The organism is Xanthomonas sp. NCPPB 1067 (assembly GCF_020783795.1).
GTDB classification, from domain to species: domain Bacteria; phylum Pseudomonadota; class Gammaproteobacteria; order Xanthomonadales; family Xanthomonadaceae; genus Xanthomonas; species Xanthomonas melonis.
Window position 1 is genome coordinate 34,031 of sequence record NZ_JAJGQG010000017.1, and the last position, 16,841, is coordinate 50,871.

General features: G+C 66.9%; 18 protein-coding genes and 1 other RNA gene. 8 read left to right on the forward strand and 11 right to left on the reverse strand.

Annotation, left to right across the window (positions count from 1 at the left end):
* Nucleotides 1-79: 79 nt before the first annotated feature.
* The 4 genes from kynU to can all read right to left on the reverse strand — a co-directional run bounded on the left by kynU (nt 80) and on the right by can (nt 4,946).
* Nucleotides 80-1,354, reverse strand: a complete 1,275-nt coding sequence (kynU, locus tag LL962_RS13505) for a kynureninase (RefSeq protein WP_104587892.1) — start codon at nt 1,352-1,354, stop codon at nt 80-82.
* A gap of 33 nt (nt 1,355-1,387) precedes the next feature.
* Complete coding sequence (locus LL962_RS13510; RefSeq protein WP_228317281.1) at nt 1,388-3,517, reverse strand: FUSC family protein; 2,130 nt, start codon at nt 3,515-3,517, stop codon at nt 1,388-1,390.
* A gap of 149 nt (nt 3,518-3,666) precedes the next feature.
* Nucleotides 3,667-4,197, reverse strand: a complete 531-nt coding sequence (locus LL962_RS13515; RefSeq protein WP_228317282.1) for a 3-hydroxyanthranilate 3,4-dioxygenase — start codon at nt 4,195-4,197, stop codon at nt 3,667-3,669.
* Between the two features lie 86 nt (nt 4,198-4,283).
* Nucleotides 4,284-4,946 carry a carbonate dehydratase gene (can, locus tag LL962_RS13520; RefSeq protein ID WP_104587889.1) on the reverse strand — a complete coding sequence of 221 codons (663 nt, stop codon included), beginning with the start codon at nt 4,944-4,946 and terminating at the stop codon, nt 4,284-4,286.
* A 191-nt stretch (nt 4,947-5,137) separates the two neighbouring features.
* Between can and LL962_RS13525 the strand changes: the two genes are divergently transcribed.
* Nucleotides 5,138-5,671, forward strand: a complete 534-nt coding sequence (locus tag LL962_RS13525) for a glycoside hydrolase family 108 protein (protein WP_228317283.1) — start codon at nt 5,138-5,140, stop codon at nt 5,669-5,671.
* Between the two features lie 15 nt (nt 5,672-5,686).
* Nucleotides 5,687-5,974 (forward strand): hypothetical protein, encoded by a 288-nt coding sequence (locus LL962_RS13530; protein WP_228317284.1) that lies wholly within the window; start codon nt 5,687-5,689, stop codon nt 5,972-5,974.
* Nucleotides 5,975-6,106: 132 nt separating this feature from the next.
* Here LL962_RS13530 and LL962_RS13535 read toward each other — a convergent pair.
* The 6 genes from LL962_RS13535 to asnS form a co-directional block, all read right to left on the reverse strand.
* A non-coding RNA gene (locus LL962_RS13535) (sX9 sRNA) lies at nt 6,107-6,184 on the reverse strand.
* A 48-nt stretch (nt 6,185-6,232) separates the two neighbouring features.
* Nucleotides 6,233-6,868 (reverse strand): FMN-binding negative transcriptional regulator, encoded by a 636-nt coding sequence (locus tag LL962_RS13540; protein ID WP_228317285.1) that lies wholly within the window; start codon nt 6,866-6,868, stop codon nt 6,233-6,235.
* Nucleotide 6,869: 1 nt separating this feature from the next.
* Nucleotides 6,870-7,196 (reverse strand): hypothetical protein, encoded by a 327-nt coding sequence (locus LL962_RS13545; RefSeq protein WP_104587886.1) that lies wholly within the window; start codon nt 7,194-7,196, stop codon nt 6,870-6,872.
* Nucleotides 7,193-7,498, reverse strand: coding sequence for a hypothetical protein (locus LL962_RS13550; RefSeq protein ID WP_104587885.1), 306 nt, complete (start codon nt 7,496-7,498; stop codon nt 7,193-7,195). The genes LL962_RS13545 and LL962_RS13550 overlap by 4 nt, the downstream gene beginning before the upstream one ends.
* Complete coding sequence (locus tag LL962_RS13555; RefSeq protein WP_228317286.1) at nt 7,495-7,752, reverse strand: hypothetical protein; 258 nt, start codon at nt 7,750-7,752, stop codon at nt 7,495-7,497. Before LL962_RS13555 ends, LL962_RS13550 begins: the two co-directional genes overlap by 4 nt.
* A gap of 1 nt (nt 7,753) precedes the next feature.
* Nucleotides 7,754-9,148 carry an asparagine--tRNA ligase gene (asnS, locus tag LL962_RS13560; protein WP_104587883.1) on the reverse strand — a complete coding sequence of 465 codons (1,395 nt, stop codon included), beginning with the start codon at nt 9,146-9,148 and terminating at the stop codon, nt 7,754-7,756.
* Between the two features lie 203 nt (nt 9,149-9,351).
* On the opposite strand from asnS, the gene LL962_RS13565 reads away from it, so the two are divergent.
* A complete protein-coding gene (locus tag LL962_RS13565) occupies nt 9,352-9,702 on the forward strand; it encodes a HesB/IscA family protein (RefSeq protein WP_228317287.1) in 351 nt (116 codons plus the stop codon).
* Between the two features lie 95 nt (nt 9,703-9,797).
* Here LL962_RS13565 and LL962_RS13570 read toward each other — a convergent pair whose 3' ends face one another.
* The gene (locus tag LL962_RS13570; RefSeq protein WP_228317288.1) at nt 9,798-10,565 is read right to left on the reverse strand and encodes a 4'-phosphopantetheinyl transferase family protein; all 768 of its coding nucleotides are present in this window, start codon (nt 10,563-10,565) and stop codon (nt 9,798-9,800) included.
* A gap of 423 nt (nt 10,566-10,988) precedes the next feature.
* Between LL962_RS13570 and rpsF the strand changes: the two genes are divergently transcribed.
* From rpsF to zipA, 5 genes are all read left to right on the forward strand, one after another.
* Complete coding sequence (gene rpsF / locus LL962_RS13575; protein ID WP_104587881.1) at nt 10,989-11,420, forward strand: 30S ribosomal protein S6; 432 nt, start codon at nt 10,989-10,991, stop codon at nt 11,418-11,420.
* Nucleotides 11,421-11,431: 11 nt separating this feature from the next.
* The gene (rpsR, locus tag LL962_RS13580; protein WP_002804494.1) at nt 11,432-11,662 is read left to right on the forward strand and encodes a 30S ribosomal protein S18; all 231 of its coding nucleotides are present in this window, start codon (nt 11,432-11,434) and stop codon (nt 11,660-11,662) included.
* A gap of 221 nt (nt 11,663-11,883) precedes the next feature.
* Entirely contained in the window at nt 11,884-12,333 is a 450-nt protein-coding gene (gene rplI, locus LL962_RS13585) for a 50S ribosomal protein L9 (RefSeq protein ID WP_104587880.1), read from the forward strand.
* Nucleotides 12,334-12,540: 207 nt separating this feature from the next.
* A complete protein-coding gene (smc, locus tag LL962_RS13590; RefSeq protein WP_228317289.1) occupies nt 12,541-16,044 on the forward strand; it encodes a chromosome segregation protein SMC in 3,504 nt (1,167 codons plus the stop codon).
* A gap of 56 nt (nt 16,045-16,100) precedes the next feature.
* The gene (gene zipA / locus LL962_RS13595; RefSeq protein WP_104587879.1) at nt 16,101-16,835 is read left to right on the forward strand and encodes a cell division protein ZipA; all 735 of its coding nucleotides are present in this window, start codon (nt 16,101-16,103) and stop codon (nt 16,833-16,835) included.
* Nucleotides 16,836-16,841: the final 6 nt, after the last annotated feature.

Genomic DNA, 16,841 nt, shown 5'->3' on the forward strand with positions numbered 1-16,841 from the left:
GGCTCGGAGTGTACGTTGACCTGCAGTGATTCCGCGCGCCGGCCGTGCGGCGTGGTGGCGGTGCAGTCAGCCTGAGCGCTCAGGCCGCGGCCCAGGCTTCGACCTGTTCCACGAAGGTGTGCAGATCGCTGAAACGGTTGTACAGCGGCACCGGCGCGATGCGGATCACGTCAGGTTCGCGCCAGTCGCCGAGTACGCCGACCGAACGCAGATGCTCGAACAACGCCCGCCCCTGCGTGCGCCCGCCAACCACGCGCAAGGACAGCTGGCAGCCGCGCCGCGCAGGTTCGGCAGGAGTGACGATCTGCAGCACCTGCGGCAAACGCGCATGGATCAACTGCTCCAGATGGCCGGTCAGCCGTTCGGACTTGGCCCGCAATGCGGCCATGCCGGCCTGGTCGAACAACGCCAGCGAGGCGCGCAGCGGTGCCAGCGCCAACACCGGCGGATTGCTCAGCTGCCAGCCTTCGGCGCCGGGCGAGGGGACGAACTGCGGGTCCATGCGGAAGCGGGTGTGCTGCTCATGTCCCCACCATCCCGCCATGCGCGGCAGCTCGCTGTTGGCATGCCGCGCGTGCACGAAGCAACCGCCCACCGCGCCCGGGCCTGCATTGAGATACTTGTAGTGGCACCACACCGCGAAATCGACGCCATCGTCATGCAGGGTCAGCGGGATGTTGCCTACCGCATGGGCCAGATCGAAGCCCACCGCGGCGCCCTGCGCGCGCGCCAGCCGCGCGATTTCGCCCAGATCGAATGCCTGCCCGGTGCGGTACTGGATACCCGGCCACAGCACCAACGCCAGGCGCGGACCGTGCTGCACGATGGCATCGGCAATGGCCGCCATCGACAACGTGCCGTTGGCTTCATCGGCCTCCACTTCGATCAGATGCGTGGCCGGATCCAGCCCGTGCAGGCGCAGCTGCGATTCGACCGCGTGGCGATCGGACGGGAAGGCACCGGCCTCGATCAGGATCGCGCCGCGCTCGGCAGTCGGGCGGTAGAAGCTGGCCATCATCAGGTGCAGGTTGACGCTGAGGGTGTTCATCGCCACCACTTCGCCGGGTTGCGCGCCGACCACGCGCGCCAGCCCGTCGCGCACCAGCTGGTGATAGGTCAGCCATTGGGTCGGGCCGGTGAAGTGGCCTTCCACCGCCAGCGCGCCCCAGTGATCGAGTACCTCGTCCACCATGACGCGCGCATCGCGGGGCTGCAGGCCCAGCGAATTGCCGACGAAGTAGGTCTGGTCCGCACCGGCATGCTGCGGGAAAACGAAGGCATCGCGCAGCGCGTGCAAGGGGTCGGCGGCATCCAGCGCTGCGGCATGGGAGCGGGACAGTGGGTCGGTGGTCATCGGGCTGGCAGTGGTCTGTAGCGATGCGGCAGTTTACCCGCCGGCTCCGTGGACGCCGTCATGCGCTGCGGATGTTTCTGTCGAGATCGCTCGCGCGGGGCGCAGCAGATGGGTGAGCGTGCCGATGCTGTCGGTGACGCGGTCGATGGTATCGGCCAGGGCGGCGCTGGCGGGCGAGCTGTCGGGCAGTGCGGCCAGCGCTTCGGAGAGCGTGCGCTCGGCGCTGCGCAAGGTGGCTGCGGCCGGCGTGCCACCGTCGACCAGGTAGGTAATGAGCTCGGCCAGGGCCTGGTCGGCGCGATCGGCAAACGCCGATAGCGCATCCAGCCTGGGCAAGGTATGGCCATCGCGCAGCACCGCTTCCAGCAGCAGGGTGGCGCGGATCAGCCGGTTGCCATTGGCCAGCAGCGACTCAGCGAGTTTGAGCTCCTGCAGGTTGCGCCGGCTGCGCGGCTCGCCACGCAGGCGTTCGATCGAGGCCTGCGTGTTGGTACGCGCCACGCGCGCCGCAGCGCGGCTGTCGCCCAGGCGGTCCATCCGCCCCAGCAGCAGGTTGTGCAGGTGCTCGCGATAGGCGTCGAGCAACTGCGCCAGCGCGGCGCGAATATGCCGACGTTCGCGCGTGGGCCACAGCGCATAGGCGATCAGCGCCAGCGTGCTGCCGGCCACCGTGGCTTGCAGGCGCGCGCCGACCGCTTCGCCGGGCGTGACGCCTTCGAAGGACAGCAGCAGCACCAGCATGCCGGTGAGGAAGGCCACGCCGATGCCGTAATTGACCTGGGTCAGCAAACGGAACCCCAGGCAGAACAGCGCCAGCAAGGCCAGGCGAATGCTGGCGCCATCCATCGCCAGGTGCGCCAGCAAGGTGGCCAGCAGCAGCCCGACGAAGGTGCCGGCCACGCGTAGCGCGCCGAAGCTGAAGGTGCCGCCGAAATCCGGCTTGAGCACGATGGCGGTGGTCATCGGAATCCAGAAGCCGTGCGGAATCTGCTGCCAGCGCTGGAAGGCGATGGCCAGCGCCAGGCACACGCCGCAGCGCAATGCGTGCCGGAACGCCACCGAGGATAGATTCAGATTCGCGCGCAGGGTGGCCCATCTGGCTGCCGGCCGTAACGCGGCCGGTAACCGCGCCTCGGCCAGTTGCGCCTGGATATCGCCGCGGCTGCTGGCCCAGTGCGCATTGCGGATCAACGCACGCAGTTGCCCGCCCAGGCCTTGCGCACGCGCCACCGCCACGCGCACCAACCGGCGCTCGCGGGTGTCGGCATTGTCGTGCTGGATCTGCGCCATCGCGGCGATCAGATCGTCGAATCCGGTCATCGAGGCAGCGGCCGCCTCCGGGTCTTCGCCCACCGTCATCGCATGCGCCAGCTGGTCCAGCACGACGGCGCTGCGTTCGAGTACCCGTTCGATCGCCGGGCGCGCCTGCGACTCGCTCAATCGGGTGTCGGCGTCGGCCAGCGACAGCAACTCCAGCCGCACGCGATCGCACAGCTCGGCGATGATGCGAAAGCTCTGCACGGCGATCGCGCGCGAGCGGTGCTCGCCATGCAGCATCACCATCGCATCCAGCACTTCCTGGGTGGCCGGCGGTGCCGCGCTGGCCTCCGGACGTTGCCGGGCGATGCCGGCCAGCTGGCGCATCAGCTCGGCCAGCGCGAAACGCTCCGGCCGGTAGCGCTGCAACGGCCAGGCCGCCAGCGCCAGCAGCACCTGCAGCAGGCCGCCGGCGAAGATCAGCGCCGCCACGCCGGGCGCCTGGTCGACCGGCAGCCGCATGTCGGCGCTGACCACCAGCAGGATCATGCTGGTCAGGCCGACCCGCGCCGCCACCGGGCCCAGTGCCACCAGCAGGCCACCACCCAGGCCGAGCAGCAGCCCGGCCAACACCAGGGCCGGCGTGTCGTGCCCGACCCACACGCCCAGCAAGGCCGCCAGACCCGCGGCCAGCGCGGCCATCAGCATGCGCTGCAGGCGTGCGCGGTACGGGCCGGGTTGATCGGAGAACATGGTATTGAGCGCGCCGCTGCACACCGCCAGGCCGGCGGCGACATGCCCGGTGGCGACGCCGACGGCCAGCGGCAGCACGACCGCCGCCGTATTGCGCAAGGCGACGCGCAGCGGCACATCGCGCGGTTTCAGGTCGATCAGTGCGCGCAGCATGGTGCCGGCGGCCGTGGGGCCAGTGGAGGGAGCTGACTCGGCGGCTGCCTGCGTACGCCAGATCCGGGCGGTTCGGGAATGCGGTTGACCATGCCCTGTCCCGGGCACGTCACGGCGCACGCCCGCGTCGCGTCAGGCCTGCCGCCCACTCAGTCGCCAGCCGCGGCATATCGTTCGGGCGCAGGGTGCACCTGCCCGCATCGGGTGCAGGTACGCAGCGCGAGCGAGCGGTAGAAGTGATCGAACACCGGCGGGAAGTCGGTTTCGATATTGCGCAGCGGGAACATCGCCTCGTACAGCTTGTGATTGCAGTGCGCGCAATACCACTGCAGCCCGTCGCGCTCGTTGGGCAGGCGCTCGCGCTCGATGACCAGGCCGACCGAGCCGGCGGCACGCTGCGGCGAATGCGGCACCTTCGGCGGCAGCAGGAAGATTTCGCCGGCGCGGATCGGAATGTCGCGCGCCACGCCCTCGTCCTGCACCTTCAGCACCATCTCGCCTTCGAGCTGGAAGAACCACTCCGGGCCTTCGTCGTAGTGATAGTCGGTGCGCGCGTTTGGCCCGCCGACGATCATGATGATGAAGCCGTCCTGCTGGATGCATTTGTTGCCCACCGGTGGCTTGAGCAGGTGGCGGTGCTGCGCGATCCAGGCATGCAGGTTGATCGGCGGGACCAGCATCGACGTTCCTCGGCAAAGAAGACGTCCAGCATAGCCAACCGGCGGCGCCGATGGGCGCCGCGGTGGACCATGCGTGCGGCGGCGACTCAGCGTTCGGCGTGATCGGCCTGGATCTGCGCCAGCGCGGCGTCGTAACGCTCCTGCAGCAGCTCCGGGCGATCGATGGACATGCCCAGATCGTGCGCATGCCCATCGCGCAGGCTGTACACCCAGCCATGCACGCACAACGCCTGGCCACGGTCCCAGGCATCGCGCACGATGGTGGTGCGGCAGACATTGACCACCTGTTCCAGCACATTGAGCTCGCACAGGCGTGCATGCTGCACCGGCAGGTCGCCCGCGTCGTGCAGGCAGGTTTCATGCTTGTCGGCCACGTCGGTGACGTGACGGATCCAGTTGTCCACCAGGCCCATCCGCTTCTGGGTGAGGCTGGCGAACACGCCGCCGCAGCCGTAGTGGCCGACTACCAGGATGTGCTTGACCTTGAGCACATCGACCGCGAACTGGATCACCGACAGGCAGTTCAGATCGGTATGCACGACCACATTGGCGATGTTGCGATGGACGAACACCTCGCCCGGCGCCATGTCGATGATTTGATTGGCCGGCACGCGCGAGTCCGAGCAGCCGATCCACAGGTACTCGGGCGTCTGTTGGGTGGACAGTTTGGAGAAGAATTCCGGATCTTCGCGACGGATACGCTCTGACCAGGCGCGGTTGTTGTCTAGCAGATGGTTGAGTTCGTTCATGGCCACGATTATTTCAGACGCATGTGCAGTGCGTGTCATGGCCGCGTCGTGGATGCGCCGTCACCGTGGAGTGGGCGCATGGCGGCCAGCCAGGTCGCGATCGGCCGCCGCGCGCAAACTGGAACCGGCGCCGAGATCGGGCAGCGGCGCCCGCGCTAGAGTGGGCGGAACTCCGGACAGACCTGTATCCCATGGCCGACTTCATGCAGTTCTTTCCCACCTTCCTGCGTTTTCAGGGTGGTTTCGTCGATGCGCCCCAGGACCCCGGCGGGGCGACCAACATGGGGATCAGCCTGGCGACGTTCAGCCAGACGGCCCAGGCCACGCTCGGCGTGCAGCCGTCGCTGGAGTCGCTGCGGGCGCTGACCGTGGCCCAGGCGGCCACGCTGTACAAGACGCTCTACTGGGACAGGCTGCAGGGCGATGCGATCCAGCTGCAAGCATTGGCCGACATCCTGTTCGATTTCTATACCGAAGCCGGCTCCGCGGCGGTGAAGCTGCTGCAGTCGCTATTGGGCGAGATGGGACAGCAGGTGCCGGTCGATGGCAGGTTCTCGGCGCAGACGCTGGCAGCGCTGCAGCAGGTCGACCAGACCCAGCTCTACATGCGCTACAAACAGGGGCGCGTGGACTACTACACCCGGCTGGCGACAGCACGGCCGACGCTGCGGCCCTTTTTGAAAGGCTGGCTCGCGCGCGTCGCCAGTTTCCCGAACCTGTCATGACCTGGAGTCTTATCGATGCACCAAGCGACCGGTAGCGAGATGGGCGATTTGAGCGAGATCCGCTTCGTGAAGCGAATCGCGGTGCGCAAGGGCCACGGCGACCGGCCGACTGCCGACGACCAGGATGCGCGGGCGATGGACCTGCTCAACCGCTGTCTGGCGGAATTTCCCAAGGGGCGCATCATCGCCATCGAGAAGCACTCCAGCACGGAGCAGATCGGGGCGGAGCAGGTGTCGGTGGAGTGGGTGTGTTACCACGTGGGCTTCCCGCGCCGACCGGCGTGGCTCGTAGACATGGACTGAAGAACCCTCGCCGATGCGCGTGACCGCATGGTCCGGTACCGTGGGATCATCCGGCCTCTTCCTCCCTGCTGCAGACAAGGAGCGTGCGTCACTGATCGGCGCAACTGACCGGCGCGGCGGGATACTGAGAGCCGCTAAAAAAAACGTGGTGAGCAATCGTCAGGCGGATGCGGGACAGCGCGGAGAAACCGGAGCGTACGAGTAGTACATGCCGATTCCGAGCACCGGCCACTGCACAGCAGTTGTTGTTGGCTGTTCCTATTGCGTGCCCGCGGCGTCCTGCGTGTCCTGCATCCACATCGCAACCGCGCGCGCGTCCTCGCCCGGTTGTTGCGCCAGCGCCTGGCTGACGCTGCGGCGATTGGCCGCCGGGTGGTTCTGGCTCAACTTGAACGTGAGCTCGATACGGCGGGGGACGAAGCGAAAACCGACCAGACCGCGCAACTGGCGGCGATGGCTGTCGCGTTCCATCTCGAATTGCCAGTCGCTGCCGACGCGCTGCTCGAAGTGACGGCTCATGCGGCCGATCAGATCACCTAGGGCCTGCTCGTCCTCCACCCGGCTGCATTCGCCATGCAGATGCGCAACGGCGTAATTCCAGGTCGGCACGCGCGCAGCTGCCTCCTTGTCCGGATACCAGTTCGGCGACACATAGGCGTGCGGCCCGTGCACCACGATTACCGCATCGCCAGTGGCGCGGGCCTGCGGATTGGGGCGCGCCCAATGCCCCTCGATGGTGACGGCCTCGCCATCGCGACGGTAGAGCACCGGCAGGTGCGAGATCGCCGGGACACCGTCGTCGCTTGGACTGATCAGGGTGACGAACGGGTCGCGCGCCAGCAGGCGGTCCAGCAGCGCCAGATCGGTCCGGGCGAAGGCGCGCGGTGCGTACATCTCAGGCGCGGCCGCCCATGTTCACCACCATGCGTTCGCGCAGGTCGGTGTCGTCGTCGCCTCGCGGTGGCGTGATCTCGTGCAGCGAGAAGCCGCGGATCAACGCATCTTCTTCGTCCAGCCCGTCCAGCGCCACGAATTCGGCGTCGAACAGGGCGGCGCGCGCGCTGTCTTCGCTGTCGTAGGCCAGTGTCTTGCCGTCGCTGTCCAGCACCTCGGCGGTGCCGGCGGCCTTGATGCGCAAGCGCGCCCAGATGAGGGTGCGGCCGATGGTGGCCAGCCACCATTGATCGCGATCGAGGTCGGTATCCGGTGCAGCAGTCGTCATGTCAGAACCTTGGAGAGCAGGCCGAGCAGGGCCGCCATGCCCAGGCCGAAGAAGATGGTCAGCAGCGAGAGCCAGGCGGGCGTGGCCAACCCGGACAGCGCATTGTCGCGGTAGCTGCGGTAATGGCGCGCCAGCAACCAGCGCAATGCCACGGGGCTGATGAAGGCCGGGTCGCCGAAGCTTTCCAGCGCCTGCGGATGGCGGTCGCGCAGGTGCACCAGGGTCAGCGGCCAGAAGATCAGCAGCGCGGTCAGACCTGCGACGGCCAGGCCGACGAAGCACAGGGCGAAGAACAGAATCATGCGGCCGCCAGCATCAGGAAAAGTTTCGGAAGTAGCGCGCCAATGATCAGCGCTGCAATGGCCCAGCGAAGCGGAGCCGTGGCATGCCGGGTTGCGGTACGCGCGCTGTTGGTCTGCCACCAGCGTTGCGGATCCAGCTGGCGCGACGCCAGCCGCGCCAGCAACACGTTACGTATCGCTGTCAGCCCGCCCGTAATCGCCGCCAGCCCGAAGGCCAGCGATTGGAGTATGGGGATGGCGGCCGGCAGGTTCACCTCAAAATTCCGCGCTGCCTGGCGCGCGCGGGTAGGCGATGGCGTCGCGGATATTGCTCAGCCCGCACACGTAGACCACCAGGCGTTCGAATCCCAGGCCGAAACCGGCATGCGGCACCGAACCGTAGCGGCGGAAATCGCGATACCAGCCGTAATGCTCCTTGTCCAGGCCGAACTGCGCCATGCGCGCATCCAGCACGTCCAGGCGCTCTTCGCGCTGGCTACCGCCGATGATCTCGCCGATGCCCGGCGCCAGCACGTCCATCGCCGCGACGGTCTTGCCGTCGTCGTTCAGGCGCATGTAGAACGCCTTGATGTGTTCGGGATAGTTGGTCACCACCACCGGGCGGCCGATGTGGTCTTCGGTGAGCCAGCGCTCGTGCTCGGTCTGCAGGTCCAGGCCCCATTCCACCGGGAAGTCGAACTTCTTGCCGGCGTTCTGCAGCAGCTTCACCGCATCGGTGTAGTCGATCTGTTCGAACGGCGCGTTGATGAAGGCTTCGAGCTTGGTGATCGCGTTCTTGTCCACGCGCTCGGCCAGAAACGCCAGGTCGTCACCGCGTTCGTCCAGCACCGCGCGGAACAGGTACTTGAGGAAGTGTTCGGCCAGGCGTGCGTCTTCGGCCAGATCGGCGAAGGCGATCTCCGGCTCGATCATCCAGAATTCGGCCAGGTGGCGTGTGGTGTGGCTGTTTTCTGCGCGGAAGGTCGGGCCGAAGGTGTAGACCTTGCTCAGCGCCAGGCAGTAGGCCTCTACGTTGAGCTGGCCGGACACGGTGAGGAAGGTCTCCTTGCCGAAGAAATCGCGGCTGAAATCCACATTGCCGGCGGCGTCGCGCGGCAGGTTGACCATGTCCAGCGTGGACACGCGGAACATCTGCCCGGCGCCTTCGGCATCGGAGGTGGTGATGATCGGGGTGCTGATCCAGTTGAAGCCGTTCTGGTGAAAGAAGCGGTGCACCGCCTGCGCCAGGCAGTTGCGGATGCGGGTGACCGCGCCGAACAGGTTGGTACGTGGGCGCAGGTGCGCCACTTCGCGCAGGAACTCCGGCGTCATCGGCTTGGGCTGGATCGGATAGGTCAGGGGGTCTTCGACCCAACCCACGATCTCGACGCCACTGGCCTGGATCTCGAACGACTGGCCCTTGCCCTGCGACTTCACCAGCACACCCTTGGCGATCAGCGAACAGCCGCTGGTCAGGCGCTTGAGTTCGTCGAAGTTGGGCAGGGTGTCATTGGCCACCACCTGGATCGGAGCGAAGCACGAGCCGTCGGTCACGTTGATGAAGGCCAGTCCGGCAGATCCGCGCAACGTGCGCACCCACCCCCGTACCGTGACTTCGCCGCCTTCGGGCAGTTTGCCCGCAAGCGCATGTTCAACGCTGACCACCGTCATGACTATTCCCCGCCGTTGCGACCTTGAATGACCTGCGAGTTTACTGGCTGCGGCCGCGCTGGCGCGAGCATCTGAACAGCTTGCCCGGTGCCCGCTTGTCGCGCGCGCGTGCTGCCCCCATGTGTTGCAGACCCCGCCACCCGGCCTGCCACCCGTGATGTGCGGCCTCGCTATACTTGCCACCACCGTTCTGGAGAGCCCCCATGGCCGTCAGCCTCACCCCCGCCGCGCTGGAGCGCGTGCAGCGTTTCGTGCAGCAGACCCCGGGTGCGTTGGGTCTGCGCTTTGGCGTGACCAAGACCGGATGCTCCGGCTGGGGCCACATCACCGACCTGGCCCGCGAGGCGCGCGACGACGACGCGGTGTTCGAGCAGGGTGGGGTGCGCATCTTCGTCGACCCGGTCAGCCTGCCGCTGGTGGATGGCACCCGCATCGATTTCGGCAAGCACGGTCTGAGCGAGACTTTTACTTTCAGCAACCCCAACGCAACTGCCGAATGTGGATGCGGCGAGAGCTTCACTACCGACGCCGAGCACCGGGCGACAGAGATGTAGATGATGTCTATCGAGTTGCGAGGTGGGCGTCCTTATTCGGCGATTCCGGCCGGGGACGTCGAGGTCGTGTGGCAGTAGCAGGCACTTCGCCGCGATCACCACGTGTAGTGGGTCAGTAGCAACTGCGGATCCAGGTCCAGTCGCGCGAAGCCGATCTGGCAGACCTGTGCGCGGACGAACTGCGCACACAGGGTCTCGGTGAGCCGCAGGTGCAGGCGCTGTTGCATCATGTCCACCGCGCAAACGCGGGCTGCGGCGAAGTCGAAGTAGCGTCCAACCGCGCCGAACGCGGCCTTGAACAGGCTTTCCTTGGCGGAGAACAGGGCGGTCAGGAGCGCGTCGTGCGACCACTGCGCATCGGCCGCGGCGGCCAGTAGGTCGGCCTCGTTCCCATCAATGGCCATCCCGAGCACGGCTTCGCGTGCGGCAGGCGCAAGCAGCCGTTCCAGGTCGATACCGATGCCATGGGCCTGGCCGGACCGCAGCGCGACTGCTGCTGCACAGCCATCGCTGTGGGAGATGCTGCCCAGGCTGCCGGCCGGCCAACAGGGCTGGCGCGCCGTACCGATCGCGATCTCGGCCTGCGCCTGTACCGGGCCGAGCACCTCGCCCAGCGCCAGCCGCGCGGCCAGGCGCCCGAACAGGAATTCCGCCTGGCGCTTGCGCACGCTGCGCGCGATGCTGTCCGGACAGGCGATCGCTGCAGCGGCGAAGGCCTGCGGCTGGAAGCGCTCGGCATCGAAGGCCAGCGTGTACAACGGCGTGCCGTCCTGCAACAGGTAGCGATGTGCACGGCGCAGCGCCGTGCTGACCGCCGGTGGCAGGTCCAGTTGCAGCGACGGAGTCGCGTGCGGGGCATGCATGGGGGCGCTCAAGGTGCATCTCCGGCCGTCACGGCCTCGGTCGGGGAGCGCGGCAACCGGCAGGCGCGCCGGCCTGGCCGCGCGGTCGTGGCTGTGGCAGCGGCCAGCACGGCCCGCCGCGCAGGCCGGTGCGCATGAAAGTGCATGGCTCTGGTGGCGGGGTGTGCGGAAGGTCCGTCATTCACCCGGCGAGTGTCGCAAAGTCCGGTGCTGACGCGGCAGTCCGGCGGCATGTCGTCTGGCGCATGCATGTCCCTCCCGCGCGGCTGCAAGCCCCGCAGCCTTGCAGTTGGCGCCCGGTGCTGCCATACTTTCGGGCTTCCTGCGCCTGTCGTGGCGGGAGCCCTTGCTCCACCGGCCGCTTGCGCGGACCACCGGGGGGCTGTCCGGCCCACGTGGCCACATCCGAAAGGTAAAACAAACATGAGTCGTCATTACGAAGTCGTGTTCCTGGTCCATCCGGACCAGAGCGAGCAGGTCCCGGCCATGATCGAGCGCTACAAGTCGCTGATCGAAGGCGGTAACGGCACCATCCACCGTCTGGAAGACTGGGGCCGCCGTCAGCTGGCCTACCCGATCCAGAACCTGGTGAAGGCGCACTACGTGCTGCTCAACATCGAAGTGGACCAGGCCGTGCTGAGCGAGCTGGTGGAAAGCTTCCGCTTCAACGACGCGGTGCTGCGTCACCTGGTCGTCAAGCGCGATGGCGCCGACACCGAGCAGTCGCTGATCATGAAGAGCAAGGACGAGAAGGGCGACCGGCCCGAGCGTAGCGACCGTCGTCGTCGTGACGACGAAGAGGGCGAAACCCCCGCCGCCAACGATACCGACGGCGACAACGCCGAAGCCGCTTAAGGAGCGCTGTCATGTCCAAGTTCTTCCGTCGTCGCAAGTTCTGCAAGTTCACCGCCGAGGGCGTCAAGGAGATCGATTACAAGGATCTCAACACCCTGCGTCAGTACCTCACCGAGAACGGCAAGATCGTGCCGAGCCGCGTGACCGGTACCAAGTCCAAGTACCAGCGCCAGCTGGCTACGGCCGTCAAGCGCGCACGTTTCCTGGCGCTGATCCCGTACACGGACAACCACGACGTTTAATCCGAGTCCCTCACAAAAGCCCGCACGGTAATATGTGAGTCCCTCACAAAAGCCCGCACATCCATGTGCGGGTTATCAATTGATAGGCGTCTGGTGGTTCGGGATGCGGTGTCGATCGCGCTCTTGCGATTCCCAAATCCCGAATCCCGAATCCCGTCTTTTCGGACAGCACCCGTTGCGCCCGCCATCGTGCTGGCGCTAACGAATAACGGAGTACCACCATGGATCTGATTCTTCTGCAGAAAGTGACCAACCTGGGCAATCTGGGCGACAAGGTCAGCGTCAAGCCGGGCTACGGCCGCAACTTCCTCGTGCCGCAGGGCAAGGCCGTGCCGGCCACCGCTGCCAACGTCGAAGCGTTCGAAGCCAAGCGCGCCGAGTACGAAGCCAAGGCCAACACCATTCTGGCCGACGCACAGGGCCGTGCCGCCAAGTTCGAAGGCGCCAGCGTCACCATCGCGGCGCATGCCTCGACCGAAGGCAAGCTGTACGGCTCGGTCGGCCCGCGCGATATCGCCGAGGCCTTCACCGCCGCCGGCCTGCCGCTGGAAAAGAGCGAAGTGATCCTGGGCGAAGGCGCATTCCGCAATGTCGGCGAGTACGACGTTGTGCTGCACCTGCACGCCGATGTGGAAACCTCGGTCAAGGTCATCGTCGAATCCGACGTCTGATCACCGCCGCACGCAGTACCCGAAGGGCGCCTGGTTAGGCGCCCTTCGTGTTTTACGGCCGGCCGCAGCGTAGCGACCGCGCCCGTTATACTCATGCCCCATCGCCGGTTGCGTGGCCCGTAGATCTTGTCGATCAAGGGCTTGGCGTCGGCTTCACAGGAAAGCGCCTGCCGGCTGGTCCGCGCGGTGCCCGGAACCCGCCCGTCCATGCGCCTGTCCACGATCAAGCTGTCCGGTTTCAAGTCGTTCGTCGATCCGACGACCTTGCACCTGCCCACCAACATGACCGGCATCGTCGGCCCCAATGGCTGCGGCAAATCCAACATCATCGACGCGGTGCGCTGGGTGATGGGCGAGAGTTCGGCCAGCCGCCTGCGCGGCGACTCGCTGACCGACGTGATCTTCTCCGGTTCCTCGGCGCGCAAGCCGGTGTCGCAGGCGACGGTGGAGCTGATCTTCGACAACTCCGACCACACCATTTCCGGCGAGTTCGCTTCGTTCAACGAGATCTCGGTCAAGCGCCTGGTCAGCCGCGATGGCAACAGCGCGTACTACCTCAACGGCACCAAGTGCCGGCGGCGCGACATCACCGATCTGTTCCTGGGCACTGGCCTGGGGCCGCGCAGCTATTCGATCATCGAGCAGGGCATGATCAGCCAGATCATCGAGGCCCGCCCGGAAGATCTGCGCGTGTACCTGGAAGAAGCCGCCGGCATTTCCAAGTACAAGGAACGCCGCAAGGAAACCGAGACCCGCATCCGCCACACCCGCGAGAACCTCGACCGCCTGGGTGACCTGCGCGAGGAGATCACCAAGCAGCTGGCGCACCTGCAGCGCCAGGCACGCCAGGCCGAGCAGTACCAGGCGTTGCAGGAAGAGCGCCGGATCAAGGACGCCGAGTGGAAAGCGCTGGAGTACCGCGCTCTGGACGGGCAGTTGCAGGGCCTGCGCGAGAAACTGAACCAGGAAGAGACGCGTTTGCAGCAGCTGATCGCAGATCAGCGCGATGCCGAGGCGCGCATCGAAACCGGGCGCGTGCGCCGCGAGGAGGCCGCCGAAGCGGTGGCCAAGGCGCAGGCCGATGTCTACCAGGTGGGTAGCGCGCTGGCGCGGATCGAGCAACAGATCCAGCACCAGCGCGAGCTCTCCCATCGCCTGCACAAGGCGCGCGATGAGGCGCAGAGCCAGCTGCAGGAGCTGTCCCAGCACATCAGCGGGGACTCGGCGAAGCTGAGCGTGCTGCGCGAAGCGGTGGCCGATGCCGAGCCGCAGCTGGAGCAGCTGCGCGAAGACCACGAGTTCCGCCAGGAAGCGCTGCGCGAGGCCGAAGCGCGGCTGGCCGACTGGCAGCAACGCTGGGAGACCCACAATCGCGACACCGGGGAAGCCTCGCGTGCCGGCGAGGTGGAGCGCACGCGCGTGGATTACCTGGACCGCCAGTCGCTGGAAGCCGAGCGCCGCCGCGAAGCGCTGGTCAATGAACGCGCCGGGCTGGATCTTGATGCGCTGGCCGAGGCGTTCGAGCAGATCGAGCTGCGCCACGAAACCCAGAAGGCTTCGCTGGACGGGCTGACCGAGCAGGTGGAGGCCCGCAAGCAGACCCTGTCCGCCTTGCAGGAACAGCAACGTGCCAGCCAGGGCGAGTTGGCCGAAGTGCGTAAGCAGGCGCAGGCTGCGCGTGGCCGCCTGTCGTCGCTGGAAACCCTGCAGCAGGCCGCGCTCGGTCAGGAGCAGGGCGCGGCCGTGGCATGGTTGAAGGCGCGCGGACTGGATTCGGCCGCGCGCGTGGGCGAGCGCCTCACGGTCGAAAGCGGCTGGGAAAACACCGTGGAAAGCGCGCTGGGGCAGTTGATCGAAGGCGTGCTGGTGGATGCGCCCGAACAGCTGGTCGATGCCTTGGGCGAGCTGGGCGAAGGCCGCATCGCCCTGGTTTCCGGCGTCACCGACACTGCGAACTTCGCGCCGACCTCGCTGGCCGCCAAAGTACAGGGGCCGATCGCGATTCGCCGCCTGCTGGCGCGCCTGCACACGGCCGAGGATCTGGAGGCGGCACGCACGCTGCAACGCAGCCTGCCCGAAGGCGATTCGGTGATCACCCGCAGTGGCGAACGCCTGGGCGAAGGCTGGGTGCGCGTGTCGCGCTCGGGCGCGGCCAAGCAAGGCGCGCTGCTGCGCGAGCGCGAGATACAGGAGCTACGCACCCAGATCGAAACCCTGCAGGAGCGCGAGGCCGATCTCGAACACCGGCTTGCCGGCTTCCGCGAGCAGTCGCTGGCGGCCGAGCAGCAGCGCGAAGATGCGCAGCGGCAGCTGTACATGGCCCATCGCAGCGTGTCCGAGCTGGCCGGCCAACTGCAGAGCCAGCAGGGCAAGGTGGATGCGGCGCGCACGCGCATCGAGCGGATCGAAACCGAGTTGTCGCAGTTGCTGGAAACCCTGGATGCCAGTCGTGAGCAGGCGCGCGAAGCGCGCACCAAGCTCGAGGACGCGGTCACCCTGATGGGCGATCTGCAGGGCACCCGGCAGTCGCTGGAGAACGAGCGCCGCCAGCTCACCGACGCGCGCGATCAGGCACGCGATGCCGCGCGCGGGGTGCGCGATGCGATGCATGCGCTGGCGCTCACGCTGGAATCCCAGCGCACCCAGATCGCCTCGCTCAGTCAGACCCTGGAGCGCATGGACAGCCAGCGTGGTCAGCTCGATACGCGCCTGGAAGACCTGCTGTCACAGCTCAGCGAAGGCGATTCGCCGGTCGAGACGCTGGAGCACGAACACCAGGCCGCCTTGAGCGAGCGCGTGCGCACCGAGCGCGTGCTCGGCGAAACGCGCACCCTGCTGGACAGCATCGACGGCGAGCTGCGCAGCTTCGAGCAGACCCGCCAGCAACGCGACGAACAGGCGCTGGCGCAGCGCGAACGCATCAACCAGCGCAAGCTCGATCAGCAAGCGCTGGTGCTCAACGCCGAACAGCTGTCGGCTGCGGTGGTGAAGGCGGGGTTCGTGCTCGAGGACGTGGTCAATGGCCTGCCCGAGGCGGCCAATGCCGCCGAGTGGGAAGCGGCGGTGGGCCAGATCGACGGGCGCATGCGGCGCCTGGAACCGGTGAATCTGGCGGCGATCCAGGAGTACGGCGAGGCCGCGCAACGGTCCGAGTACCTGGACGCGCAGAACGTGGATCTGATGACCGCGCTGGAGACGCTGGAGGAAGCCATCCGCAAGATCGACCGCGAAACCCGCGGCCGCTTCAAGGACACCTTCGACCGCGTCAACTCCGGCGTGCAGGCGCTGTATCCGCGCCTGTTCGGCGGCGGGCATGCGTATCTGGAGCTCACCGGCGAAGACCTGCTCGATACCGGGGTGACCATCATGGCGCGCCCGCCCGGCAAGCGCGTGTCCAGCATTTCGCTGCTGTCCGGTGGCGAGAAGGCGATGACCGCGGTGGCGCTGGTGTTTGCGATCTTCCAGCTCAATCCCGCGCCGTTCTGCCTGTTGGACGAAGTGGATGCGCCGCTGGACGAAGCCAATGTCGGCCGTCTGGCCAACATGGTGCGCGAGATGAGCGAGAAGGTGCAGTTCCTGTTCGTCAGCCACAACAAGGCCACCATGGAAGCGGCGCGGCAGTTGTCCGGCGTCACCATGCGCGAGCCGGGCGTCAGCCGCCTGGTCAGCGTGGACCTGGAAGAGGCCGCCCGTTTGGCGGGTGCGGCATGACGTGCCATGCTTGTCGGAATGACGACACCTGTCACTTTACTGCGGAGGCACGCTGAATGTCCGACATGGCCATGATCCGGATCGGAATCCTGATCGCCGGGCTGCTGCTGGTCGCGGCCATCTTCCTGTTCGGCCGCCCGAAGAAGTCGCCACAGGGGCGTCGGGTCGACAAGGACGAGGGACAGCCGCGCGAGCGGCGCGAGCCGGTGATGTCCGGCGATGCCGACCGCTCCGATGCAGCCCCCGAGCGTGCCCAAGGCGATGTCGAGCAGAGCGAACTCGATCTGGATGCGCAGGACGCGGCCGGCGGTAACGAGGTCGGCAAGCGCCCGAATCAGGATTTCGACAAGATCGTCTCGCTGTTCGTTGCGGCCAAGGCCGGGCAGATCCTGCGTGGCGAAGACGTGGTGGTGGCCGCCGAGAAGACCGGGCTGGTATTCGGCCATATGAATGTGTTTCACCGCCTGGTGGAAGGTCACCCCGAGCGCGGGCCGATCTTCAGCATGGCCAGCATTCTCAAGCCCGGCAGCTTCGACATGGCCAACATCCGCGAGATGCAGACGCCGGCGATCGCGTTCTTCCTCACCTTGCCGGCGCCGATGACGGCGCTCGACGCCTGGGAAAAGATGCTGCCGACCGTGCAGCGGATGGCCGAGTTGCTCGATGGCGTGGTCCTGGACGACAGCCGCAACGCCCTGGGCCGCCAGCGCGTCGCGCATATCCGCGACGAATTGCGCGCCTACGACCGCCAGCACCAGGCGCCGCCGCTGACCAAGTCGCCGCGCTGGTGAGTTGAG